A 22,180-nucleotide genomic window follows, 5' to 3' on the forward strand; every position below is an offset into this window, starting at 1 on the left:
AACTGCACCACCCAGGGTGCTTGGTCGAGCTCGTCGAAGCTGTCCTGCAGCGCATCTTCCAGCGCATCGCGCGCCGCCATCAGCCATTCGGGCTCACGGCCTTCGGTCCCGATCGGCTGCAACTCGAACACGGCGCCCACCGAGCGGTTGTCGTCGAGCAGAAAGCATTGCTCCTCCTCGAGGTATTCGACCCAGGGCAAGTAGTCGGTGAAGCTGGGGTTGTGCGCATACTGCGCAGCTTCGTCCGCACGCGTTGCACGTCGACGCTGCGCCGCGCGCCAGGGCTGCCAGCGTGGCGGGGCTCGATCTGCGTCATCGACCATCACAAATCGTCCAGGCGTTCGCCGGGCAGTGCGTACTGGACCTTCTCGTACAACGGGAACACGGTCGAGTAGCCGGGCACGGGCGTCTGCTGGGTGCCGGCCAGGTGCGGGTAGACGTACATCACCAGATCGGGATTGGGCAGGCGTGGGAACTGGGTGCGAATCTCGTTGGCGGCCGTGCGGGTATAGGCGCTCTGGTCCTTGATCTGGCGCTCGGGATCGAGAACCGGCCGGCGCAGCTCACTGCGGGCCTCCTGCAACTGCTGCTGCGTGCCGATTGCGGCGCCGCTGTTCCAGATATCCAGCATGGTGTGATCGCCGTGGGGCAGCATCTCGTCCTTGCTGGTGGTACAGCCTGCCAGGTGTAGGCAAAGCAGCAGGCTAATCCAGGTCCAGTACCGAAACGGATGGGCGTTCATGATTCACTCTCCGGCCTTTGGGTTCGTAGTCGATGCTGATTTCGTGATCCAGGTGCAACGCCACCTTGGCCCCCGGCGGGACGTAGATGGCGGCAAAGGCTTCGCCGTAGAGCTTGTTGATCCAGTCACGGATATCGCCGATGCCACCGCTGATGACCGAGTTCAGCGCGCTGTTGCCACTGTTCTGTGAAAGCCCCAGGCTGCCGCTGGCCGAGTTGATGAATGACGTATTGGTCTGTTCGCTGCCTAGCGCTGCAGCGAAGCCGGCGCCGGCAGCGGTGATCAGGCTCTGACTGCCCAGGTACTGCTGGGCGTTGGAGCGACGCTCACCGGCGATGCAGGGAATGCCGTAAGGGTCGGAGATGTAGCCCAAGCCGCCGCGGATCTTCTCGGTGTCTGAAGTCTGGGTACTGCTGCGGTTGCGACTGACCACCTTCTGCGGCTGCGGCACCGTGCGCACGGTGCCGTCGCTGAAGACAAAGGTGATCGACTCGACCTGGCCGCGCACGCATGACAAGGTCCAGTCACCGGCCGCAGTCCCGCTCATGACCGCGCCGACCACGTCCGGTAGGTCGATGCCGTTGGCGGTGAGGTTGTCCGGCCCCACCAGTACCTTGAACGGATAGGGATCGTTCACCGTGCCGTCCACCGGCACCCGGCCAATCAGGGCGGTCATGGCGATTGAGCCCATCAGGGTCGAGTTTTCGGGGATGGTGTAGACCGGCTTGGCGCCATCGGTCCGATCCTGAGTGCTGTCCAGGTCGCGCTCGCCCTTGGCCACGCCGCGCAGATGGTCCTGGCCCCGGTCGATCGCGTTGTTGTCTAGGCCATGCAGATCCTTGAACTTCGACGTCAGCGATGACAACGGTCCCTCAGCTTTGCTGGCCCCCTCTTGGCCAGCACGTGCATTGGATGGCTCGATCCATTGCACTGCATCCGCCGGCGGTTGTGCCCCGGAGAATTGTTGCTCGTCACCCGGTTCGAGCCCAAAGCCCACAGGTACGTCGGACTTCGCGGCCGGCTTGCTGGTGAGCTGGTCCTTGAGTCGGGACAGCAAACCCTGGGTTTCGCGGTGCTGTTGCTCGGCCTTCTGCCGGGCATCGTTGGCCTGCTGGCGCTGCTCGGTGACTTGCTGGGTGACACTGCTCAGCGTGTTTTGAATGCGACTGTCGATGTTGCCTTCGCGCGTGCGCAACCGGTTGTTTTCGGTCTGCAGCGTCTCGTTGCCTTTCTTCAGCGACAGCATCTCGCTGCGCATCGCTTTGACCTGGCCAATCAGCGTGGCCACGGTGTCGCGCGGCGTGTCGCCGGCAATGCCGAGGGCCTTGGCCTGTTCCGGACTGAGGGCAGTGTTTTCGGGATCATGGGCAGGTTCAGCGTCTGGCGCCGTCACCCAGGATTTGCCGATGATCAGCACGATCCCCAGCAGGACCGCCGGTACCAGCCATTTCAGTAAACCGTTAGCTTTCATGATCGGCAGCCTCCGGCGCTGGCGGTGGCAGCAGCAGTGCGTGTTTCAGGTCGCCGCCTCGGGTGACGAGATACGCCACGGTGGTGTCTTCAGGTGTGCCGGCGTGCCCCAGATATTCATGCTGGAAGGTGGCGGCATACAGCGTGGCCTGCAAGTGACGCGGGTCCAGCGAGACCTTGGCCGGCCCACGGTTGACGATCTTCACCGCCGTCACCCAATAATCGCCCAGCCGCCAAGCGGCGAGCCCCTTGATGGATACGTGCTCGGTCGGCAGGAGTGTGCTTAATCCTGAGGACTCGCCTAGCGAGACCCGATGGACACCAGGCAAGGGTGCCACGGTGCGCAGAGGCGCATACAGGTTTTGCGCTGCATAGCGAGTCAACACTACCGGTACCGGCGTGGCTGTAGGCGCTGCGTCCGGCGCGGTGTTCACGTCCGGCGTCTGCGCTTGAGCGACGATCTTGACCGGCTCCAGCGCCTCGCTGCCCTCGAACGCTTCGATGTCGACCAGGATGATGTCCCCCGACTTCACCGACTGCAGCTGGAGGCGGGTAGGGGGAATGGCTTCCGACGCATGCAGGTACACCGTGCCACCGACCGACTGCACGCGCAGCTTGCTGCTGATCGCACTGGGGAGCCCGACGCGGACATCCTCATCCAGCATGAGGATTCGTTCCTGGCCCACCGTCAGCGGCACGGCCAGCGGCAGGCGGTCCCAGTACTTGACCTCGACGGCACCCACAGCGGAACACCAGCCGGCGATCGAGACCAGCATCAGGATCAAGATACGCATCATCATGCACCTCCAGGCAGTGTCAGCTTCTGCGGTGTGCCTTCGTAGCAGTCCAGGGCCAGGCCCCACTTGTTGTGCTCGGGATCGACGTCAAAGCGCACGACACGCAGGGGGTAGCGCACGACGACGCGCTTCACCGGCTCGGCGGCGTAATATTCGTCGGCATTGAGGTCGAGCTTGACCAGCCAGCTGTGCTTATCCAACTGCTTTACCCGCAGGTCGGGGTCGTCGCTGTAGCCCCGCCCCAGCACCTCGTATACGCCGCGTACGCGGCCGCGCAGTTCGCCGGCTGCCTTGCGGTACTCAAAATCGCCATCGAAGAAGGTCTTGCACGCCGGTGTCAGATAAGGCTGCAGGGCGAAGATCGCGCGGTGGTAGTCGACCTCGCCGTCGGTGGGCCAGCGGTTGAGTTGGCCGAATATGTACAGGGCAAAGGCATAGATGTTTTCGGGCGGCACGTCCCACCATTTGCGCGTGCTACCTGAGCGCAGATCCGGTGGTACGTGAATGGTCAGCTCGAAGGGGGCGGACTGCCAGCCGTACCAGAGCCCAGTACACAGCAGCGTCAGAACCGCCACGGCGAGGCGCAGGCTGAGGATATGCGCCTGCTGTGCATCCACCTTGTTGCGAAAACGGCTCATGGGTTGGTCCTCGCAGGTCGGCGCGTGCGCCGAACCGTCCATGGGCCGGAGTGCAGGATCAGGTACTGAGTACCGATGCCCCAGTGCACCGCCAGCTGCCACTGCAGGCGTCGATACAACCAGGTCTCGGGGCGGGCGCGTTTGGCCCGACGCAGCAGCTTGCCACCGCCAAGCAGCACCAACGCCATGCACAGGAACATGCAGGTGGGGAGAGTCGCGATGGACACGGTGGCCACCGCCAGCGGCCCGCCCAAAATCAGGCCCAGCACGGCACCGACAAACAGGGCGACCCACATCTCGTCGTTGGTGAGGCCGCGCAGGACGGCTGGGTCCCGGTTGAGGCGTTCCGGCAGGAAGGTCAGCGTGCCGTCGGGGAGGTTGCCAGGGACGTCGGACATGGCAACCTCACAGGATCGTGGCGGCTTTGGTGAGGAACCACAGGATCACCACCACCAGCAAAGCGCCGACGCCGACCACGGCGCCGAGGTCTTTCCAAGTCTTGCGCTGGTTCTGCACGTCGGCGTAGACCGTGAGCGAATGCCAGGCCACACCCAAAAAGGCGAGTGTTGCGATCAGAAGACCGAGCAGGATGCCGCCGTCGTAGGCGTAGTTCTTGATGGTGTCGATCAGTCCTGAGCCCTCGCCGCGGGAGGGCGCTTCCATGGTCGGCAGGTCAGCCCAAGCCAGCGTCGAGCTCAGCAGCACCAAGCCGCCGAACAGGGCTTTTGTATAGGTACGGTGACAACCACGGGAGAGGTTCATAGCAAGGCCTCCTGATTACGACAGCATGAAAAACATCAGCACGATCAGGGCGAGAGCCAGACGTAGCGTGCTCCCGCCCAGCGCTCCAAAGTTAATGTTACCGGCCGCCCAGCCGCGGTAGCCGGTCCACAATGCCCAGGCGCACCAGAGCAACGCGAGCACCAGCACCGATGAGCGCCATAGCACTGAGCTCAGCTGCGGGGTAAACCCGGCCACGGCCGAGAACACGCTCAGTTGGGCGTCAGTCATGCTCATGGGATGGTCTCGCTACGGACGCTTCAGTGCGGTAATCACCGGTCAGTTCAACCATGTCAGCTGGCTGCGCGCGCGACGGCGACAGGTACTTGTGGATGCCCTGACGTACGCGCTCGAGATCCGCAGTGAACATCGGATAGTCGAAGCGATAGCGCGCGCCAGAAGCATCGGAAGTGCTGCTGTTCGCACGGTTGGCTAATTGCTCAAGTGCGGTGATCTGCTGCTGAACAAGGCTTAAGTCGGATCGTTCGCGAGCCTCTTGCGCTGCGATCGGGTGTGTTACCAGGCAGATCACCAGCAGCGGAATGGCATACGTCGTCATGGCTAGCTCCTGAGCACTCTCTGAGCTCAACCATCACTGCAAGGGTGAGTTGAAGCATGAAAAAAAATGAATCTCGACCTTTCGCTTTTCGGGAAGGAAGGAAAAAAGCGGGTACATCCACGACTGCCCTAATGATCTGGATCGTAACTTACATGGCGCTATTCCGTAGCAGAGTAATCAACTCGCAAGACAGGAAACAGCTCGTCCGGATTTCGACACTCGCTGTTCAGTTCTATACGCGATGCTTCTGCAAGTACCCTGGTTGAGTAGGTTGGGTTTAGCCGTAATTTTTCTTGGTTGTCATAGATGTCGAATCCAGATGATTCGGTCGCTGCGTAGAAGCGAGATCCCGATTGAAAGGACTCTTTTTCGACGGGTAAAGCCGGTACGATAACGAATCTTGTGTGCATCGTTCATGCCTCCCCAAGCAGATGCCTTAGTATTAGCCTGATGGTTGAAAGGCATCAATATGACTCATCGAGACGATTGCATGGCAAATCGCGTCACCTCGTTCACCAACGGTCGAAGGCGCCTACACGAGGTTAGTATTGGCCCCGGTCGCCGTCGTCGTTTGGGTGGGTTAATGTTCGCCACAGATACTGCATTTGAAGGGAAGATGAACGGCTATGGGCCTACTCGATCGATTGTTCGGCGGCCGCTTCACGCAAGCCCCACCCGATGAGCCACTGCTGAGCTATGCCGCGATAATGCGTGAGCTTTACCCATTTCGGGCGCAGCTGAGAACGTTCACCGAGGCCTTGTTGGCACGTCTCCCAGAGAACGAGCGCTCGCGTCTCGTAAGAAGGGTATCGCGCTGCTACAACCTAGGTGAGGATCCTGCGACTGCGCTGGCCCATGGTCTTCTTGATGCAGAGAAAGGCCAGTCACTCAATCAGCTGGTGCTTTTGTCCGTGGATGCGCGGGGCTTCGACGATTTTGAGTACCTGGCGCCGTTAGCAGTTGAAGCCAGTGGTATTGAAGAGGTCTATGTCTATGCGCATGAAGGCACGTGCACGATGGCGCAGGTGCTTATCGACTTCGATCAATGGCTGACTGCGTTCGGCCAACGCTTCCTGCATCTGGACACGGGCGATGGCGAGTATGTGGGATGCATTGTTGAGAGTGATCACATCGAAAATCTGATTGCACTGGCCAGTCAGGCCGGAATCGACGCGCGGCTCGACGCCTTTTGAAAACGGGTGGCAGGTCGGCATCGGTCCATGAGAGGCGTCCAACGCCATGCAAATCGAACGAGAGGATTAGCCGTGTGGCTGTTTTTTCGTATCTTTGCGAATAGCTGTAATCGCTCAGTAATCAACAGGGTAGTGATGGCGTGGTCTTGGCGTGTGTTTACTTCGGTACTTTTGCGTTCAGCAATGAGCTGGCTCGAACCGGTAATAAATCAAAGGCAGAAGAAAGCCCGCTGCTAGGCGGGCAAGGTCTATCACACGTAGGGATAGCTGGAGACTGCCCAGCTGAGCGTGAAAATTGAGTGAAAGGAAAGTCAAAGTGATGTGTGGTGGCAGTGAGCGGTCGGTGGAGCTGTTCGGCAGGTCAAATTGAGTGCACCTCCGTGCAGGCCCGACGATTTTGTCGGCCTGCCGGAGTTCATCTGTCTTACTTCGTCAAAGACGACTGCTGTCTGAGCACCTGCATCTGCTGACGATAATCGGCGGTAACCTGGCGCGCCTGCTCTGGGTTGTTGACCACCTTGGGCGTTATTAAAACGATCAACTCGGTCCGATCGCGGCTCTTCGAGCTACTGCCGAACAACCACCCCAACCCAGGAATCTTCGAAAGCCCGGGCACACGGGTATCCGACTGAGCATTGTCCTGTTTGATCAAGCCACCCAGCAGCACCGTCTGGCCGCTCTGCACGGCCACTTGAGTCGAGACCGCACGGCTGGAAATGCGCGGGTTGGGTTGCGTGGTAGTGACTGCGCTGTCGTCGGCGTCGCTCACCTGTTGCTGGATATCCATATACACCAGGCCACCGGGGTTGATCCGTGGCACCACGTCGAGGATAACGCCGGTCTGCACGTATTCCACGCTGCTCAAGGTGGTATCGGAGTTGGTGGTGTTGACCGTGGTCTGGCTGATTGGAATGTTGTCGCCGACCTGAATCTGCGCCTGCTGATTGTTCAGCACCACCAGCGACGGCGCCGACAACACCTGGGTCAAACCACGTGTTTCCAGGGCGCGCAAGGCAACCTGCAGGTTGTTGCTGACGAACGAGTAGAACATCGAACTGCTGCCCAGCGCGACCCCTCCGGCACCGAGCGCGCCCTGGCTGCCGCTTTCGTTGGCAACGGTGGTGCTGGATGAGTTGCCAGCCAGCCGGCCCAGGTACCACTGTACGCCGAGGTCGAGATCGCCGGTAAGCTTCACTTCGAGGATGCGCGTTTCGATCTGCACCTGCAGGGGTGGGCTGTCCAGGCGTTTGATGGCCGACTCGATCTCTTTCCACTGGGCCGGCCGGGTGCGCACCAGCAACTGGTTGCTGCTTTTCTGCGCCGTGATACGCACGGACTCTTCGAGGCTCTTGGCCGTACCGTCGCCGGAATCGGCGCTGCCGGCGTCGGTTTGCTCGGTGTCTTCGTATTCGTCACCCGATTCTTCGTCGCGGGTGCTGGCCTGGTTGCTCATGCTGGTGGTGCCCAGGCCTTGAGCCGACTGCCCGGAGGTACCGTTGAGCGAGGTGAGGCTGGTGGTCTTGAGCCCTGGGGCGACTTTTGCTGCCTTGTCGTCAGTGACCTGCCCCGAACCATAGATCTGGCGCAGGTAGCGCGCCAGGTCAGCCGCTTTCATGTTGCGCACGTCGTACACGAACAACTGCGGTTCGTTGCCGCCGCCTTCGTCGATGGTCCTGATCCAGTCGCCGACTTCCTGCAGGTATTCCGGCTGCGAGGAAATGGCCACGATCGAATTGGTGCGCTCGTTAGGCATAAACTTGACCACGTCCGACAGCGGCATGCCGCTGTCGGGGCCGAACAGTTTCTGCAACTGCGGCATGAGTTCTGCCACCGAGGCACGTTGCAGGCCGTATACGCCAATGGACATGCCTTTGAGCCAATCGACGTCGAAGGTGTCGATCGTGTCCTGGTAATTGGCCAGTTCAACCGGTGTACCCGACAGGCTGATCACATTGCGCGCGGGGTCGACCAACAGGAACGCATTCTCCCGCACGAAGGGCTTGAGCAGCTTCTGCATCTCATTGGCGCCGATATAGCGCAGCGAGTAAAGCCTGGCGGCCATGCCGGCGGCGGGCTGGGCCACTGCGACCTCCGGTACGAGCTTGCCAGCGACGGCTTTGTCCGCGGGCAGGATCACATAGCGGTCACCTTGGCGGATCATGGCGTTGTCGGTCCACGACAGCAGGGTTTCCAGGATCGACAGCGCCTGTTGCTTGTTCACAGGTTTGGAGGTCGAGAAGCTCACGCTGCCTTTGACGCCCTGGCTGATGCTGTAGTTTTCATGCAGCAGGTCGCCCATCACGCTGTTGATCACTGCCTCGATGGGCTGGTCGGTGAAGTTGAAGACGATGTCGCCTTGCTCTGATGGCGCCGCTGCAGGGGCAGCCGAGGGCGAGCGGACGAAGCGCCGGTTGCCGGTGATGATTTGCCGGCGCGGCGCGCTGGGCGCAGTGCTTGCGGCTGGCACAGGCGCCTCGCCGGCATTGGCGGTGCTGCTGGACTGCGCGGGTACTGGATCGCCGGCGCCGGTGAACGCTTGTTGCATCAGGGCAGGGTCGGTTTTCAGCTCGCCCGGTGTACTGGCGCACCCGGCCAGGGCGATGGCGACACCGAGGCCGAGCAATGGCGTGCGCAGGGTCAGGAATGGGTGATGTGCAGAAAGCGGCTTGTTCATGGGGTTTCGATACGCGGAAGAGTGATAGCGGGGGCCTTGGACGGCGGCGGCAGGCGCAGCAGTGGCATGCTCAAGGTGTGGGTTTGCCCGGCACGGGTGAAGGTTGCCGTCAGCGCGGTCAGTTCGGTGAGGGTCCAGCCGTTATCCAGCGTGGTACCCAGCGCGACTTTGCGGGCAGGCTTGTGGCCTTCGTGCAAATACGCCCAGCGGCTCTGCCCATCGAGCACTACGCCGCTCAAGGCCAGGTTGGCCAGCACGGAGGTGCGCTGCCCCTGGCGTTGTGGGTCGGGCTGGCGATCGACACTGAAGATTGGCTGGTTCCAGGTCGTTGCGCGCGCTGATTGAGCGAGTTCGGGCAGCGGCGCAGGTGGCCGCGGCGTGGTAATGGCGGTGGGCTTTTGCCTGGGCAGCCACTGCGGTGAGTTGGGGGCCATGAGCATCCAGGCGGTGGCCGCGAGTGCAGTGCTGTTGACTGCCAGTAACACCAGGGTCGTGGGGCGCAGTTTCATGAGCCGGAGGCCTCCGTCGGCTGCGCACGCATGTAGCCGCGTATCAGCAGGTGTACCTCAAGGCGCCCGGCGGGCCCCTGGGCCGGTGCCGATGAGGTGCGGCGGATGTTCAGTTGGTCGATGAACAGGCTCGGCTGGCCATATTCGAGCGCGTGCAGCAGGGCTGCCAGCGGTTCGATGGCACAGGCCAGCGTCAGGCTCACTTTTACCGGGCGATAGGGCTCGGTTTGTTCCTGTTCTGCGGGGGCCATGGGCATGCGCTGGGTAATGTCGCAGCCCGGGCCAAGCTGCGCTTGGGCTTTGACCTGCTCGACGGCCTTTTGCATGAGGTCGGCGGCAACGGCGTTGGGGTCGTCACCGGGGAGCAGGCTGTTGCGCTGGGCCGGGTCATGCTGGATGCGTTGCAGTTGGGCCTTCAGCTCGGGCTGCTGGAGCATGAGGCTGGCATAACGGCGTTGCTGTTCGCGCAGCCCTTGCGCCTGTTCGTCGAGGTTGCGCAAGGGTGCAAGCCATAGGCATTCGAATAGTGCGTACCACAGTATCCAGGCGAGTAGCCCAAGCACACCCAGCGCGACGATCTTGCGCTCCCGTTTAGTGAGTGGGCGCATGGGCCACCTCCTGCTTGAGTTGCGCGGTGATGGAAAACCGCTCGAGGCCGGTGGTTTTGTCGGTTTGAATGATGCCCTGGAACTGCACGTGCTCAAGCGTCGAACAGGCCTTTGCCTGGGCCAGCAAGGCGCTGGTTTGGGCGCTCTGCCCAGAGAACGTCACCTGTGCGCCCTCGCGCACTTCCAGTTGCTCTACCCAGGTGTCGTTGCCCAGGCAGGCACTGAGGTCGGCCAGCAGTGCGGTGACGGACGGGTGCTGTGCTTTGCGCTCGGCCAGGTAGCGGGAGGCGCCCAAGGTGGTGTCGAGGCGCTGGCGCAGATGCTGCACGTCGACTGTCGCCTCACGCTGTGCGGCAACGGCCTGCTGCATGGCCTCGACTTCGCCTTGGCGACGGTCGAGCCAGGCTGCAGCCACCATCACGCAGCAGGCCACGCAGCCAAGCCACAGCCAGCGATCCAGCCGGCCTGGGCCCGATTGCCTGCTGTCACTGCCGGCAGGTAACAGGTCGATCGACAGGCGCTTGCCGTCTATGCCCAGTGCATCAATGGCAACCACTTGCACGCCGTGCTCGCGACAGCTTGCCAGTGTGTCATCCAGGGCACTGCGGGCGATGGCCACGAGTTCGACCTGGGCCAACGTTGCCTGTCGATGCACGACCCTCGCAACGAAGTGCACCTGATCTGCGCGATAGGGCGTGTAGCGATCAATTTCGTACGCCAGCACTTGCATGAGGTTGCGGGTCGCGGCAACCGGTAGCTCGATACGCTGCGCCAGCACGTGTGACGCGGGCAGCAATAAAACCGCAGCGCGACCGCTTTGGTGCTGCACCGGCAAAGGCCACGACAGTACCTGGGGCGAATTGCCATTGGCCAGGCGCGAGGCCAGGCCAGGGGGCAGCATGCCCTGCAACTCGGCCAGCCAGGCGGCGAGCCAGCGCCGTGCGAGGCTGGTTTGCCAGCGTGCCCGGTAAGCCAGCTGCTGATTGGCCAGGTGAGCCGCACCGCGTTTTACCAGGCTGATCAATCCTGCCACCTCAATACCCGGTACGGCTTGCCACCGGCATAAGCAGGCAGCAGCACGAAGGTTGCCTGCAGGCGGGACTGGAAGCCGCTGGGCAAGGTGGCTGCGCTGGTGACGGTAAGAATCTGCCCGGCATCCAGCGCTACGCCACGATAACGGGGCAGGCCAAGCGCCTTGGCCAGTGCGGGGTCGGCCAGGCTCGGGGCGGGCTGGGCAGTGCCCGACCAGACGGTAATGAAGGGCAGGGCGCGGTCGTAGATGGCATAGGTCATGCCGGGCAGTTCGCGAAATTCTTCGAGCATCCGCAGGGGTACCTTGTTACGCCTCGTCCCTAAAGCCTGTGTGATGGTTTTTGAGCGTTCGGCACTGGCGCCGCTGGCCAGTAGCAGCCGTTCCAGGTTTGTGGTCGGTGTTGCATTGAGGTCCAGCTTGCCGCGTTCGCTGACCACACTGACGCGCAGTGTGCTGCCGGCGAACCGCAACGGGTGTTCTGTGCCGTCGGCGGGCCAGCGGGCCGAGTCATCGCCCAGCAGGTTGGCCACGGCCAGGTTGAAACCTGCCTGGGCGGCGAATGCGGCCTGGGCTTGGTTGCCTTGCCAGCGGGCCTGGCGCTGTTGTAGTTGGACCGAAACCGCCAGGCCGCCGAGCAACACGCTCAACAAACCGACGACCCAGAGCACCAGCAGCAGGGCCGCACCGCGTTGCTGCCTCATGGTCGGCCACCGTCGCCGGACAGATCGAGCAGCAGGTTGACCTGCAACAGCGACCACGCTTGGCCACCCTGTAGTTGCACCGCCACACGTACGGCCTGGGGCAGGCGCTCTGGCCAGGGCCATTGGGCCATCCAGCCGGTCGCCTTACCCAGTGGGCTGAAACCGCGGTAACTCATCGTTAGCCCTTTGGCACCACCGAGTAACCGTTGTGGCTCGCCCCAGGCCTGCAGGCGTAGCCCGTCCAGCTTGGCCAGCTGGAGCTCAAGCCGCCCCTCGTGCAGCTCCAGGCGCTGGCGATAAAGGCCGCCCCCGACTGAACTGGGCAAAGGAGCAAAGAACGACACGCTGTCCTCCTTGCCCTCGAATGTCGTGGTGTGCGACCCGTTACCGGTATCGGCACTCAACGGCAACACCTGGCTTAGCGACTGGCGCAGGAAACGTTGCGTTGCGCGTACCTCATCGAGGTTGGCGCTTTGTTGCTCGGCCTTGGCCATCGCCCGATTGGTGGCCACCAAGGCGCTACCGACCAGCCCGAGCAGCAACCCCAGCAGGCTGATAACGACCAGAATCTCCATCAGCGTGAAGCCTGCCTGGCGTTTCATTGGCTGGCACCTGCCATGCGCGTGCGCAGGGTGCTGTAGTGCGAGGCATGCCCATGGTCGCTCAGGGTGAGGTCTAGCCTGAATAGCTCGAAGCGGCTTGCTGCCACCTGTTCCAAGGTAATGTTCATTACCCAGTCGATGCCCTGCCAATTCCCCCGTTGTTGGCCAACGGCAAGCGGGCCAAGGTCGAACTCATCCATCAGCGAGCGCGCCGCCGCAGTGTGGCGGTCACTGCGCACGACCTGCACCAGCGAGCGGCTGCTTTGGGCGAACGCGCCGAACAGAACGGCCGAAGCCACTACCAGCAAGGCAATCGCCGCCAGCATCTCCAGCAGGGTAAAACCGTGCTGACGGGTCATGGCAGCGCTCGCAATTGCACGCTGCCGGTGAGCCAGCTTACGTCGATGCGCCAGCGCGCCTGGCCGCGGCTTACCAGGATGTTGCCACCGCTGGCGGCACCGTCGGGGTAGAACTCGAACGCAGCGCCCAGGCCGCGTGCCGTCTGCAAGCGCACCTTGAAATCGTCGGGCCACGCCTGTGGCAAACGCCCTGGTGCTTGCACCTGGCGGCGCTGCAGGTCGAAGCGCGCCCGCACCGGTTGCCCGCTGGCAATGGCCTGCACCCGTGCGCTGCGCAGGGCCGATACCATGTTCGCCAGCGCGCTGCGCTCGTTGGCTGCGTGCATGCCCTGGCCGACGCCGACGGCCAGGATCGACGTGGCAACGCCGACCAGGACGATCACGATGAGCAGTTCGAACAAGGTGAACCCCTGTTCGCGGAGCCGGCGCGCGGGCATGGTTACTCCCAGTTGCCCAGGTCGGCCTTGTAGCCTTCGCCACCGGCCGCGCCATCCTGGCCGAGGAAGATCAGGTCGAAACTGCCGTGGCTGCCGGGGTAGTGGTAGCCGAACCCATGGCCGAACGGGTCGATGAGGTCCGAAGGCTTGGCGTAAGGCCCGGCCCAGCGGCTGGTGTTGGCCGGTTTGTGCAGCAGTTGTTCGAGGTTGGCCGGCGGCGCACCGACATCCAGCGCATAGCTTTCGACCTTCATGCTCAGGCTGGCCAACTGCGCTTTACCGGCACCGTACTTGCCCTTGTCGACGTTGCCACCGACCTGGCGCACGACGATGGTGGCGACGATGCCCAGCAGCACGATCACGGCGAGCATCTCGAGCAGGGTGAAACCCGCTTGGCGGGCGTTGCGGCGTTGCTTGGGGCGCATGGGCTATTTCCTAAATGTTGCTGGTGAGGCTCATCAGCGGCAGCATGATGGCGAGCATGATTGCCGCCACCATCACTGCCATGACGATGGTCAGGGTGGGCACCAGCGCCGCGAGCAGGCGGTCGATGGTGCGTTTGGCTTCAAGGTCGTAGACATCGGCCACTTTCAGCAGCAGGGTGCCGAGGGTGGCGGACTGTTCGCCGACTTCGATCATCTGCAGCGCAAGCTCCGGCAGCAGCGCTTCTGTGTTGAGTGCTTGGGTGAGGCTGCTGCCTTGCCTGACCTGTTCGGTGGCGTTTGCGACGTGCTGGCGAAGCGCATGGTTGGCGCTGACTTCGCGGCCAATCGCCAGCGCGCCGAGCAGCGAGACGCTGTTACACAGCAGCGTGCCCAGCGTGCGTGCCAGGCGTGCCGTTTCCAGGCGCTGCAAGAGCGGGCCGAACAGGCGGTTGCACCACAGGCGCCGGTCTTGTGCGATACGCCGCGCGGGGTCACGTCGCGCGGCCAGGCCAAGCCAGGTGGCGGCGGCCAACGTCAGCAGGCAGATCAGGCCCCAGACATTGACGAACTCGCCCATGACCAGCACGGCGCGAGTGACCAGGGGGATGGGCACGCCCAGGTCCTGGAAAATCGGCACGAACTGCGGCACTACGTAGGCCAGCAGCAGTGCCAGCGAACCGATCACGCCGATGACCAGGAAGGCAGGGTAGATCAGGGCGTTGATGACTTCACCGCGCAGCTTGTGGCTTTGCTCCAGGTAGCCACTGAGTTGGGCCAGGGTGGTTTCGAGGACGCCGCCGGCCTCACCGGCACGCACCAGGCTGGTATAGAACGGTGAGAAGCTGGCAGGGTGTTCTTCAAGCGCCTGGGACAATGGCAGGCCAGCCTTGACCTGGTCGCGCACGCGCTCCAGCACGGCCCGGGCGGCAGGCCGGCGGATATTCTTGAGTACGGTTCCCAACGCCTTGTCCAACGGCTGGCCAGCGCTGATCAGGGTGGTGAGCTGCTGGGTGAGGGTGATCAGCTCGACCGGCTTGAACACACTGCGTGCCTTGCCCGAACGCAGCAGGCCGTTGCCCTGTTTCAGTTGCAGGATCAGCAGGCCGCGGCGCTGCAATTGCTGCACGGCGTTGTCACGGTCGCTGGCGTCGACCTCGCCTTGCTGCTGACGGCCCTCGCTGTCGAGTGCGCGGTAGGAAAACATCGGCACGTCAATCACCACCCGTGACGCGCAGTACTTCTTCGAGTGAGGTGACGCCGGCCAGGGCTTGGCGCAGGCCGTCTTCGTAGAGGGTGACCAAACCGTTTTGGCGGGCGTGGGTTTCGAGCGTGGCGGCGTCTGTCTGGCGCATGAGCATGCCGCGCAGCGCTTCGTCCATCACCAGCAGTTCGGTGATCGCGCTGCGACCGTGGTAACCGCCGCCCGGTGCCTGTTCATCGGGGCGATACAACATGATCGGCCGTTGCTCGGTGAAGCGTGCCAACTGGTGGCGCTCGATCAGTTCGGCCGGGGCTTCGAAAGCGATACGCGTTGCCGGGTCGAGGCGGCGCACCAGGCGCTGGGCCAGAATACCTTGCAAGGTGGAGGCGAGCAGGTAGCCTTCCACGCCCATGTCCAGCAGCCGCGTGATGCTGGCTGCTGCGCTGTTGGTGTGCAGTGTCGACAGCACCAGGTGCCCGGTCAGCGAGGACTGAATGGCGATGCGGCAGGTCTCGAGGTCGCGCATTTCGCCAATCATGATCACGTCCGGGTCCTGGCGCACGATCGACCGCAGCGCCGTGGCGAAGCCCAGGCCGATCGCCGGTTTGACTTGGATCTGGTTGATGCCGGTGAGCTGGTACTCGACCGGGTCTTCGACCGTGATGATCTTGCGCTCGGCGGTGTTCAAGCCTGACAGCGCGGTATACAGGGTGGTGGTCTTGCCCGAGCCGGTCGGCCCGGTCACCAGGAAAATGCCATGGGGGCGAGCCAGCAACTGTTCGATGGTGTGCAGGGTCTGCCCATGGATGCCGAGGCTGTTGAAGTTGAAACTCACGGTTTGCCGGTCCAGCAGGCGCATCACGACCGACTCGCCGAAGCTGGTGGGTACGGTGGAAACCCGCAAGTCCAGCTCGCGGCCCTGGATACGTAGCATGATCCGCCCATCTTGAGGCAGGCGGCGTTCGGCGATATCGAGCCGCGCCATGATCTTCAAGCGCGAGATGACCGCGGCAGCGTAGCCAGCCGGGGGAGCCTCGCCCTCGATGAGCACGCCATCGACCCGGTAGCGCACTTTCAGCTGGCTCTCGAACGGCTCCACATGAATGTCCGATGCCCGGCGGTCGACGGCGTGCTGCAGCATCAGGTTGACCAGGCGGATCACGGGCGCTCCGGAGGCCATGTCCTTGAGCTGCTCGATATCGCCTTCGTCGATGCTGTCATCGTCCAGCGTCTGGATCAGTGCGCCCATGGCCGAGCGACCTTCGCCATACGCCTGCTCGATCAAGGCCGTGATTTCGTCGCAGGTCCCGACCACCAGCTCAATCGGCTTTCCGGCCTGATAGGCGAGCGCGTGCAGGGCATAGGCCGAGAGCGGTACGGCGGCGGCAACCTGCAAATGGCTGCTGCTTTCGCTTAGGGCGATGACCCCATGGTGGCGGGCGAAGCGCTCGGTGGCCACGGGTGGCGCTTCGACGCATTGCGAGGTAAGCCTTGGCACGCGCAGTAGCTCGGCATAGGCATTGACCATTTGCTGCTCTTTGACTGCGCCTAAACGTAGCAGCGTGCGCAGTTTGTCGTATTCACCAATACCTTGGGCCATTCCTAGGCGAATAGCGCGATTCATGTCAGGTAGTTGCAATGCGCCAGCATTGAGCAACCACTCACATATATCGTCAGCAGCAGGAATGATTGATTTCATAATGATGGCTTAGTTTAAGTGCTGGCTATGTGGCGGCACTTTACTATTAATCAGGTTGTTAAGGTGGCGGGAGAATACGTCGTAAATTTAATTGGCGCAATACAGTGAAATTTGCAAATTCATTAAATGTTATGCGGGTGTTCGCAAGGGCTACGAAAGCATACCACTTCACTAAACCTAATTTCAACTAGGTTTAGTGCTTCGGCTAAAATTGCCAAGAATACGAGAAAAAAGCAATAAAAAACTATAAAAGCATAAATTTGAGCAAATATTGTGGAGATTGGTGACTTTTATACAGATTGTTCGTGCTGTTTTAATTGGGGTTTCTCTATATATTCATGAGTTTTTCATGCGTTTTACGATGCGCGGCAGGGCGTGCGTTCATGAGCACTTGAACTTTTTAGTGAAGTGCCCAGACTTATGCGCCGGCTCGTGCCCATTAACGGCCGCTAAGTCCCTCATCCCTTATTGAGAGCTATTCGATGAATAGATTAATGCTACCGGCTGCATGTTTGCTGCTGCTCGCCACCGCGCCCTGTACTTTTGCCGATACAACGAGCACTTCTTCCGGCTCGGCGGCTTATCAAGCCCGCGAACAACTGGAAAGCCAGCGTGCGCAACTGTCCGGCGCCAGCGATGTTGCCCAGAGCACCACGACTGCCAATGCCCTCGTCGATGCACCGGTAGACACTGAAGATGCCCCCGTGTTGGTGAGCCAGCCCTAAGACCGATCGCTACTGCGCCTCACTCTGTTCATAAAGGATTCAATACGTGAAACATCTCAAGCAGGCCCTGAGCCTGATCGCGCTTGGCGTCATGCAAGCATCGGCTGCGCTCGCGGCTGGGCCAACCAGCGGCAACGAGGTTGAAGCCCGAGTCAGCTCCATCCTGGACAACATGAACCCGTCGGAGAAGATCAATTTCACCCGGGTCAACGACGGCCACATGATCCCGTCGCTGCTCAAGTGGGGCATTCAAGGCACCGTGGCCTATGACTCCTCCATGGGTGTGCACGTAAACAACGCCACCTTTGGCGCGCAGTACCCTTCGCAGTCCGCCTTGGCGGCGACCTGGAGCATCAACCGGGCCAAGGAGTTTGGTCTGGCGATTGCCTATGAGACGCGGATTTCCGGTGGCCAGCAGATGCTTTCACCGGGGTTGAACCTGTACCGCACACCTTACAACGGGCGTTCAGCCGAACATGTCAGTGGTGAAGACCCGTTCCTCGGTGCAGTGATGGGCCCCGCCATCGTCAATGGCATTCAGGCCCAGGGTATCCAGGCCAGCGGCAAGCACTACCTGGCCAACGAGCAGGAGGCCAACCGCCAGGCGGTCAATATCGTGGCCGATGAACGTACGCTGCGCGAGCTGTACCTGCCAGGCTTTGAGTCGCTTGTGAAGAACGCCAATGTGGCTTCGATCATGTGCGGCTTCAACAAGGTCAACGGCGATTATGCCTGTGAAAACCACCATTTCATTACCGAAGTATTGAAAGGTGAGTGGGGCTATCAAGGTGTCGTGCTCAGTGACTTCAATGCCATTCATGACCCGTTCAAAGGGGCCTGGGCCGGCACCGACCTGGACATGCCTTCGGGCCTGCAGTTCACTGAAGCCAACCTGCTGCCGTTACTGTGGAGTGGCCAGCTGACCCAGAACGTCATCGATGACAAGGTCAAACGCAACCTGCGGGCGGTGGTCAGCTACGACTTCCAGGAAAACCAGAACACCGCGCAGACCCTAGAGCACACCGAGTACGGCCAGCGTGCTTCGTTGAACGCTGCGCGCGAAGGCATCGTGCTGCTGCGTAACGCCGAAACCGCCGCTGGCAAGCCTCTGCTGCCACTGGCGCGCACGGCCAAGGTCGCGGTGATCGGCGACTGGGCAGACCAGGCGCCTGCTTCTCCATTCGGTACCGCCAACTCGCCGCCCAACAGCTACGTGACCGAGCTGAGCGGCCTGCAACAGCTGGCGTCCAGCAGTACCAACGTGACTTACCTGTCGGCGCTGAGCCTGAACCCGAAGGCGGCTGTCTGGTACCAGCCAAGCTCGGATAAGAGCAGCGTCAGCAACGCGGGGGTGAAAGCGGAATACTTCAGCAATAGCACCCTGAGTGGTGACCCTGTGCTGACTCGCGTCGAGCCAGGCGTGAACCTCAACTGGACCACTAGCACCAACGAAACCAATACCGGTACTACCGCTGTGTCTGGCTTCAGCCCTACGGCGGGTGCTTTCTCGGCGCGCTTCACCGCGACGATCAAGCCGACTGTCTCTGGCAAACACGTGTTCAAGGTGCGCGCTGACGGCCCATACAAGTTGTGGGTGAACGACAAGCTGGTGGTTGAAAGCGACGGTGTGCCTTACTCCTCCGACGTGGTCAACGCGCTGACCACTTCGGGCCAGAGTGCGGCGCTGGTGGCGGGCAAGTCGTATACCGTCAAGCTTGAGTATCGCCGTGTTCAGGGCAACTTCACGCCGGCGCTGGGTGGCCTGGCGGGCGTGCAGATGAGCTGGGCGTCGCTGCGTCCACCTACCGACATTGCCAACTATGATGCTGTGGTCATCGCTGCTGGCACCAATTACGAGAACGAAGGCGAAGGTTCCGACCACGGTTACGAGCTGCCGGACCAGCAAGCTGATTTGATCAAGTTCGTCACCAAGGCCAACCCGAACACCATCGTCGTCACCCATGGCGGTGGCGTGGCAGACATGCAGCCGTGGGCGAAGAAGGTCGGCGCGTCGCTGCATGCCTGGTTCCCGGGGCAGCAGGGTGGTCAGGCACTGGCTGAGATCCTCTATGGCAAGGTCAACCCATCGGGCAAGCTGCCGGTGACCATCGACAAGAAGATCGAGAACAACCCGAGCTACGCCTCGTACCCGGACCCTGCGGCCTACCGTGGTGACAACCCGCTGACCGAGATCAACTACAGCGAAGGCCTGTACATGGGGTATCGCGGTTACGACAAGAGCGGCAGCAAACCACTGTACCCGTTCGGCTTCGGCTTGTCGTACACCACCTTCAGCTACTCGGACATCAAGCTGTCGAGCAATGTCATGACCCCGGGCAACACCGTCAATGTCACGTTCACCTTGACCAACACCGGTGACAAGGCGGGCTTCGAGGTCGCGCAGTTGTACATCCAACCAATCGACCCACAAGTCGACCGCCCGAAGAAAGAGCTCAAGGGCTTCACCAAGGTGTACCTGGAGCCGGGGCAGAGCAAGACCGTGAGCTTGCCGATCGACTCGCGTTCGCTGGCGTACTTCGTGGAAAGCACTGACAGTTGGGACGTCGATGCCGGCAAGTTCAAGGTCTGGGTAGGGGCAGATTCGGAACACCTCACCCTGCAACGCACTTTGGTCACGCTGATGCCGCAGCACCTGACCACCCGTGACAGCAACCCGCTGCCAGTGCCGCTGCAAGCGGCGGTGAAGGTCAGCGACAGCCAGGCGTACTGACCGGTACGCTACGCCTTGATGTACATGGCAAGGCGAGACAGGTAGGCGTCGAGCACCGTTTCGACGTCGACCTGGTCTGGGGCGCGCAGCCATTGGATCTGCAGGCCGTCCATCACGGCGAAGATCTCGATGGCCAACGATTCCACATTGATGTCGCCTCGGATTTCCCCTTGTTCGGCCAACGCTGCCAGATGTGCCTGCGCGTGGGCGTGGGTCTGCGTGAACTTTTCTTTGTACCAGGGCCATGCCGGATGCTGATCCGACAGGCTTTCGATGCTGATCATCATCGACGCCTGGCACTCGGACAGGTTCTGCACACTGAAATTCATGCTCATGCGCACGAACGCCAGGAAGTTTTCCAGCGTTGGCGTCATCTCGAGTTCGGCAAATTTCTCGGTGACCCGCTGATCGCGGCGGTCGAGCAGCGCCTGCAGCAACGAAACTTTGTTGGGAAAGTGATGGAGCAAGCCCACCGTGGTGATCCCGGCAATTTCGGCGACATCACGCATCGATGCTGCCGTGTACCCGTCCTTGGCAAATACCACCGTGGCCGCATCCAGCAGTGCCGCACGACGCATCTCGCCTTTGGGCGCGCGACGACGCTTGACGGTAGGTGCGCTGGGCGTTTCGCTTTCGTGATCCTGACCTGACATAAACCAACTTCAAGCTGAGGTGGGAGGTAGGCCGCCTGTGGTGAAGCGGCAAAGGTAAAGATTATGGCAAAACTTCTAGCCTTCGTGCGCCTGGTATACGCCATGCCGGTTGAGCCAGATGGCCGTGCCGATCGAGGCCAGGGCGACCAGTGCATTGCCCAGCCACATCCCGAGCATAACCCCACTGGCCCCGAACAACGTTGCGCCCGCCGTCACGAAGGGGAAGGTGCCGAGTGTCGCGCGAAGCCAAGCGTACACGGTGACCCAACAGGTATGTCCTCGGCAAATGAAGACGGAGATCGCGATAAAGTCCAGACCGAAGATGATCCACAGCCCTGGGCCAAAGCGGAGCAGGTCTTCGAGAAACGCCAGCCCCGGCCCTGAAAGGGCAAAGGCGCGGCCCAGCCACGGGCTGATGGTGAGCAGGGCTGCCCACGCGAACAGACCATGCATCACCACCAACTTGGCAGCACTCTGAAGCACGGCCTGGGACCGTGCAGTGCGATGTGCTGCGAGGTTTTGCGCCAGTATCGGTACCAGAGCGCCGGGCAAGGCGAAATAAAGGCAATAGGTAAACTGCAACACCCTGTCCATGACCGCCATGCCAGCCATGACCGAGACCCCGAACATGGCCAACTGGGCCATGGTGAAGGTCAGGGCGATGGGCATCGCCAGGTTGGCAAGGGTATAAGGCAAGGCGATGCGGCTCAACCGCATGCCGTATAGCCATAGCAGGCGCACGTGCACCCGGGTGGTGAGGCCAACGTGCTTCCTCACTTGCTGGCAACCTACCAGGCAGCCGACCAGGCCAGCAATCAGGCACGCCATGCCAGCGCCAGGCAGTTTGAGGTTAGCGCCGAATATCAGTAGCGGATCGACGATGCTGAGGCACACCGCGTTACTCAGTACCACCGTGAGGGCGCGGCCGGCGTGGCCAATTGCTCTCAGGGCTTGAGCGCTGGCCTGTATAAGCGCCATCAGCACCGAAGCGACCAGCGTCATGGCGATAAAATGCCTGGCCGGCATGCTGGAAGGTGCATGGGCGCCTAGCAGGCTGGCAAAGAAGTCCAAGGCAACCCATTCAATGATTGACACACATATTGAAAGCAGCGCGGTGAGGATCAGTGCATGCGTGGCCAATGCCGGTACAGATGCGCCTGAACCATGGCCCAGCCTGCGCGAAATCAGGGTGCCGGCGGCGACAAGGGTGCCTGCCACCAGGCTTGAATTGAAAAACGCCAACGTCTTGGCTATGCCGACTGCGGCGGTAAGCACCTCATCGTGCAGCATAGCTACATACGTGAGCGTTAGGATGTCGGTCAGAAAAATGGCCAGGAGGCCGAATGCGCTGGTAAATGCCATCCTCCTGACGTGATGGTTTAACGATCCCTGAGTAAATGTGGCGGCAGATTTTTTCATGAGTTTCGCGCCAAAGGCGGTGAAGTGTAGTCATGCTTCACACGTGCTCTTTCTTTGACCCTACAACAATCGGATGAAAAGTCGGGAGCACGTGCTTGAGCATTTTCTGCGAATTCATCCCTGTCGAGCAATGCGCCTTTGTCTGGCCAGCGCTCGGTCTGAGCGAGGTCTCAAGACGACATTCGGCATAGCTCTGGTGAAGCCAGACCGGCGGCATACTGAGCA

Annotated in this window: 26 protein-coding genes; 3 read left to right on the forward strand and 23 right to left on the reverse strand. The window is 61.6% G+C overall.

Translation table 11 applies throughout. From position 1 onward, the window contains the following. From E8E78_RS15750 to E8E78_RS15795, 10 genes are all read right to left on the reverse strand, one after another. Nucleotides 1–323: TraC family protein (locus E8E78_RS15750; protein ID WP_280312363.1), on the reverse strand; the 323-nt coding region annotated here is incomplete at its 3' end. Then, nucleotides 323–742: a TIGR03751 family conjugal transfer lipoprotein gene (locus tag E8E78_RS15755; protein ID WP_280312361.1), complete on the reverse strand. Its 420-nt coding sequence runs from the start codon at nt 740–742 to the stop codon at nt 323–325. The genes E8E78_RS15755 and E8E78_RS15750, both read right to left, overlap by 1 nt. After that, on the reverse strand, nt 705–2,213 hold the full coding sequence (locus tag E8E78_RS15760; protein WP_280337107.1) for a TIGR03752 family integrating conjugative element protein: 1,509 nt from the start codon (nt 2,211–2,213) through the stop codon (nt 705–707). The genes E8E78_RS15755 and E8E78_RS15760 overlap by 38 nt, the downstream gene beginning before the upstream one ends. Further along, nucleotides 2,203–3,009 carry a TIGR03749 family integrating conjugative element protein gene (locus E8E78_RS15765; RefSeq protein WP_280337106.1) on the reverse strand — a complete coding sequence of 269 codons (807 nt, stop codon included), beginning with the start codon at nt 3,007–3,009 and terminating at the stop codon, nt 2,203–2,205. Before E8E78_RS15765 ends, E8E78_RS15760 begins: the two co-directional genes overlap by 11 nt. Continuing rightward, a complete protein-coding gene (locus E8E78_RS15770) occupies nt 3,009–3,647 on the reverse strand; it encodes a PFL_4703 family integrating conjugative element protein (RefSeq protein ID WP_280337116.1) in 639 nt (212 codons plus the stop codon). Before E8E78_RS15770 ends, E8E78_RS15765 begins: the two co-directional genes overlap by 1 nt. Further along, nucleotides 3,644–4,045 carry a TIGR03750 family conjugal transfer protein gene (locus E8E78_RS15775; RefSeq protein ID WP_280313731.1) on the reverse strand — a complete coding sequence of 134 codons (402 nt, stop codon included), beginning with the start codon at nt 4,043–4,045 and terminating at the stop codon, nt 3,644–3,646. Before E8E78_RS15775 ends, E8E78_RS15770 begins: the two co-directional genes overlap by 4 nt. A 7-nt stretch (nt 4,046–4,052) precedes the next feature. Further along, nucleotides 4,053–4,409, reverse strand: coding sequence for a TIGR03745 family integrating conjugative element membrane protein (locus E8E78_RS15780; protein WP_179053542.1), 357 nt, complete (start codon nt 4,407–4,409; stop codon nt 4,053–4,055). 15 nt (nt 4,410–4,424) lie between these two features. Continuing rightward, nucleotides 4,425–4,664, reverse strand: coding sequence for a TIGR03758 family integrating conjugative element protein (locus E8E78_RS15785; RefSeq protein ID WP_179053543.1), 240 nt, complete (start codon nt 4,662–4,664; stop codon nt 4,425–4,427). Further along, complete coding sequence (locus E8E78_RS15790) at nt 4,651–4,986, reverse strand: RAQPRD family integrative conjugative element protein (RefSeq protein ID WP_179053544.1); 336 nt, start codon at nt 4,984–4,986, stop codon at nt 4,651–4,653. The genes E8E78_RS15785 and E8E78_RS15790 overlap by 14 nt, the downstream gene beginning before the upstream one ends. Nucleotides 4,987–5,144: 158 nt before the next feature. Next, on the reverse strand, nt 5,145–5,396 hold the full coding sequence (locus E8E78_RS15795) for a hypothetical protein (protein ID WP_280313736.1): 252 nt from the start codon (nt 5,394–5,396) through the stop codon (nt 5,145–5,147). A gap of 216 nt (nt 5,397–5,612) precedes the next feature. Here E8E78_RS15795 and E8E78_RS15800 point away from each other — a divergent pair, with 216 nt between their 5' ends. After that, nucleotides 5,613–6,179: a hypothetical protein gene (locus tag E8E78_RS15800; RefSeq protein WP_280313738.1), complete on the forward strand. Its 567-nt coding sequence runs from the start codon at nt 5,613–5,615 to the stop codon at nt 6,177–6,179. A gap of 424 nt (nt 6,180–6,603) precedes the next feature. Here E8E78_RS15800 and gspD read toward each other — a convergent pair whose 3' ends face one another. The 11 genes from gspD to gspE are packed head-to-tail and all read right to left on the reverse strand — an operon-like array spanning nt 6,604 to nt 16,427. Beyond that, on the reverse strand, nt 6,604–8,853 hold the full coding sequence (gspD, locus tag E8E78_RS15805; protein WP_280313740.1) for a type II secretion system secretin GspD: 2,250 nt from the start codon (nt 8,851–8,853) through the stop codon (nt 6,604–6,606). After that, nucleotides 8,850–9,362 (reverse strand): general secretion pathway protein GspN, encoded by a 513-nt coding sequence (locus E8E78_RS15810; RefSeq protein WP_280313741.1) that lies wholly within the window; start codon nt 9,360–9,362, stop codon nt 8,850–8,852. The genes gspD and E8E78_RS15810 overlap by 4 nt, the downstream gene beginning before the upstream one ends. Continuing rightward, nucleotides 9,359–9,970 (reverse strand): type II secretion system protein GspM, encoded by a 612-nt coding sequence (gene gspM, locus E8E78_RS15815; protein ID WP_280313743.1) that lies wholly within the window; start codon nt 9,968–9,970, stop codon nt 9,359–9,361. Before gspM ends, E8E78_RS15810 begins: the two co-directional genes overlap by 4 nt. Continuing rightward, complete coding sequence (locus E8E78_RS15820) at nt 9,954–10,994, reverse strand: type II secretion system protein GspL (RefSeq protein WP_280313745.1); 1,041 nt, start codon at nt 10,992–10,994, stop codon at nt 9,954–9,956. Before E8E78_RS15820 ends, gspM begins: the two co-directional genes overlap by 17 nt. Next, nucleotides 10,991–11,704 carry a general secretion pathway protein GspK gene (locus E8E78_RS15825; protein WP_179053550.1) on the reverse strand — a complete coding sequence of 238 codons (714 nt, stop codon included), beginning with the start codon at nt 11,702–11,704 and terminating at the stop codon, nt 10,991–10,993. The genes E8E78_RS15820 and E8E78_RS15825 overlap by 4 nt, the downstream gene beginning before the upstream one ends. Further along, a complete protein-coding gene (locus tag E8E78_RS15830; protein ID WP_280313746.1) occupies nt 11,701–12,306 on the reverse strand; it encodes a prepilin-type N-terminal cleavage/methylation domain-containing protein in 606 nt (201 codons plus the stop codon). Before E8E78_RS15830 ends, E8E78_RS15825 begins: the two co-directional genes overlap by 4 nt. Continuing rightward, nucleotides 12,303–12,665, reverse strand: coding sequence for a type II secretion system protein (locus E8E78_RS15835; RefSeq protein ID WP_179053552.1), 363 nt, complete (start codon nt 12,663–12,665; stop codon nt 12,303–12,305). The genes E8E78_RS15830 and E8E78_RS15835 overlap by 4 nt, the downstream gene beginning before the upstream one ends. Further along, nucleotides 12,662–13,102, reverse strand: coding sequence for a GspH/FimT family pseudopilin (locus E8E78_RS15840; protein ID WP_179053553.1), 441 nt, complete (start codon nt 13,100–13,102; stop codon nt 12,662–12,664). The genes E8E78_RS15835 and E8E78_RS15840 overlap by 4 nt, the downstream gene beginning before the upstream one ends. Before the next feature lie 2 nt (nt 13,103–13,104). Next, a complete protein-coding gene (gspG, locus tag E8E78_RS15845; protein WP_179053554.1) occupies nt 13,105–13,527 on the reverse strand; it encodes a type II secretion system major pseudopilin GspG in 423 nt (140 codons plus the stop codon). A 10-nt stretch (nt 13,528–13,537) separates the two neighbouring features. Further along, nucleotides 13,538–14,737, reverse strand: a complete 1,200-nt coding sequence (locus E8E78_RS15850) for a type II secretion system F family protein (protein ID WP_280313754.1) — start codon at nt 14,735–14,737, stop codon at nt 13,538–13,540. Nucleotide 14,738: 1 nt separating this feature from the next. Continuing rightward, nucleotides 14,739–16,427, reverse strand: coding sequence for a type II secretion system ATPase GspE (gene gspE, locus E8E78_RS15855; protein WP_280313755.1), 1,689 nt, complete (start codon nt 16,425–16,427; stop codon nt 14,739–14,741). 512 nt (nt 16,428–16,939) lie between these two features. Here gspE and E8E78_RS15860 point away from each other — a divergent pair. Then, nucleotides 16,940–17,152, forward strand: a complete 213-nt coding sequence (locus E8E78_RS15860) for a hypothetical protein (RefSeq protein WP_280313756.1) — start codon at nt 16,940–16,942, stop codon at nt 17,150–17,152. A gap of 91 nt (nt 17,153–17,243) precedes the next feature. Beyond that, nucleotides 17,244–19,883: a glycoside hydrolase family 3 C-terminal domain-containing protein gene (locus tag E8E78_RS15865; RefSeq protein ID WP_280313776.1), complete on the forward strand. Its 2,640-nt coding sequence runs from the start codon at nt 17,244–17,246 to the stop codon at nt 19,881–19,883. Between the two features lie 8 nt (nt 19,884–19,891). On the opposite strand, the gene E8E78_RS15870 is transcribed toward E8E78_RS15865, so the two are convergent. Together E8E78_RS15870 and E8E78_RS15875 are read right to left on the reverse strand one after the other, a co-directional pair. Then, a complete protein-coding gene (locus tag E8E78_RS15870; protein ID WP_280313758.1) occupies nt 19,892–20,536 on the reverse strand; it encodes a TetR/AcrR family transcriptional regulator in 645 nt (214 codons plus the stop codon). Between the two features lie 75 nt (nt 20,537–20,611). After that, complete coding sequence (locus tag E8E78_RS15875) at nt 20,612–21,955, reverse strand: MATE family efflux transporter (protein WP_280313759.1); 1,344 nt, start codon at nt 21,953–21,955, stop codon at nt 20,612–20,614. Nucleotides 21,956–22,180: the final 225 nt, after the last annotated feature.

This window comes from Pseudomonas sp. BN505, assembly GCF_029873175.1.
GTDB lineage: Bacteria > Pseudomonadota > Gammaproteobacteria > Pseudomonadales > Pseudomonadaceae > Aquipseudomonas > Aquipseudomonas putida.

What these genes read in the sequence shown, in the direction of transcription:
- E8E78_RS15830 (WP_280313746.1), bottom strand. Translation starts at nt 12,306, where the DNA reads ATGAAACGCCAGGCAGGCTTCACGCTGATGGAGATTCTGGTCGTTATC.
- gspD (WP_280313740.1), bottom strand. Translation starts at nt 8,853, where the DNA reads ATGAACAAGCCGCTTTCTGCACATCACCCATTCCTGACCCTGCGCACG.
- E8E78_RS15760 (WP_280337107.1), bottom strand. Translation starts at nt 2,213, where the DNA reads ATGAAAGCTAACGGTTTACTGAAATGGCTGGTACCGGCGGTCCTGCTG.
- E8E78_RS15800 (WP_280313738.1), top strand. Translation starts at nt 5,613, where the DNA reads ATGGGCCTACTCGATCGATTGTTCGGCGGCCGCTTCACGCAAGCCCCA.
- E8E78_RS15870 (WP_280313758.1), bottom strand. Translation starts at nt 20,536, where the DNA reads ATGTCAGGTCAGGATCACGAAAGCGAAACGCCCAGCGCACCTACCGTC.
- E8E78_RS15875 (WP_280313759.1), bottom strand. Translation starts at nt 21,955, where the DNA reads ATGAAAAAATCTGCCGCCACATTTACTCAGGGATCGTTAAACCATCAC.
- E8E78_RS15835 (WP_179053552.1), bottom strand. Translation starts at nt 12,665, where the DNA reads ATGACCCGTCAGCACGGTTTTACCCTGCTGGAGATGCTGGCGGCGATT.
- E8E78_RS15765 (WP_280337106.1), bottom strand. Translation starts at nt 3,009, where the DNA reads ATGATGCGTATCTTGATCCTGATGCTGGTCTCGATCGCCGGCTGGTGT.
- E8E78_RS15825 (WP_179053550.1), bottom strand. Translation starts at nt 11,704, where the DNA reads ATGAGGCAGCAACGCGGTGCGGCCCTGCTGCTGGTGCTCTGGGTCGTC.
- E8E78_RS15840 (WP_179053553.1), bottom strand. Translation starts at nt 13,102, where the DNA reads ATGCCCGCGCGCCGGCTCCGCGAACAGGGGTTCACCTTGTTCGAACTG.
- E8E78_RS15795 (WP_280313736.1), bottom strand. Translation starts at nt 5,396, where the DNA reads ATGCACACAAGATTCGTTATCGTACCGGCTTTACCCGTCGAAAAAGAG.
- gspE (WP_280313755.1), bottom strand. Translation starts at nt 16,427, where the DNA reads ATGAAATCAATCATTCCTGCTGCTGACGATATATGTGAGTGGTTGCTC.
- E8E78_RS15810 (WP_280313741.1), bottom strand. Translation starts at nt 9,362, where the DNA reads ATGAAACTGCGCCCCACGACCCTGGTGTTACTGGCAGTCAACAGCACT.
- E8E78_RS15785 (WP_179053543.1), bottom strand. Translation starts at nt 4,664, where the DNA reads ATGAGCATGACTGACGCCCAACTGAGCGTGTTCTCGGCCGTGGCCGGG.
- E8E78_RS15865 (WP_280313776.1), top strand. Translation starts at nt 17,244, where the DNA reads ATGCAAGCATCGGCTGCGCTCGCGGCTGGGCCAACCAGCGGCAACGAG.
- E8E78_RS15775 (WP_280313731.1), bottom strand. Translation starts at nt 4,045, where the DNA reads ATGTCCGACGTCCCTGGCAACCTCCCCGACGGCACGCTGACCTTCCTG.
- gspM (WP_280313743.1), bottom strand. Translation starts at nt 9,970, where the DNA reads ATGCGCCCACTCACTAAACGGGAGCGCAAGATCGTCGCGCTGGGTGTG.
- E8E78_RS15770 (WP_280337116.1), bottom strand. Translation starts at nt 3,647, where the DNA reads ATGAGCCGTTTTCGCAACAAGGTGGATGCACAGCAGGCGCATATCCTC.
- gspG (WP_179053554.1), bottom strand. Translation starts at nt 13,527, where the DNA reads ATGCGCCCCAAGCAACGCCGCAACGCCCGCCAAGCGGGTTTCACCCTG.
- E8E78_RS15790 (WP_179053544.1), bottom strand. Translation starts at nt 4,986, where the DNA reads ATGACGACGTATGCCATTCCGCTGCTGGTGATCTGCCTGGTAACACAC.
- E8E78_RS15780 (WP_179053542.1), bottom strand. Translation starts at nt 4,409, where the DNA reads ATGAACCTCTCCCGTGGTTGTCACCGTACCTATACAAAAGCCCTGTTC.
- E8E78_RS15755 (WP_280312361.1), bottom strand. Translation starts at nt 742, where the DNA reads ATGAACGCCCATCCGTTTCGGTACTGGACCTGGATTAGCCTGCTGCTT.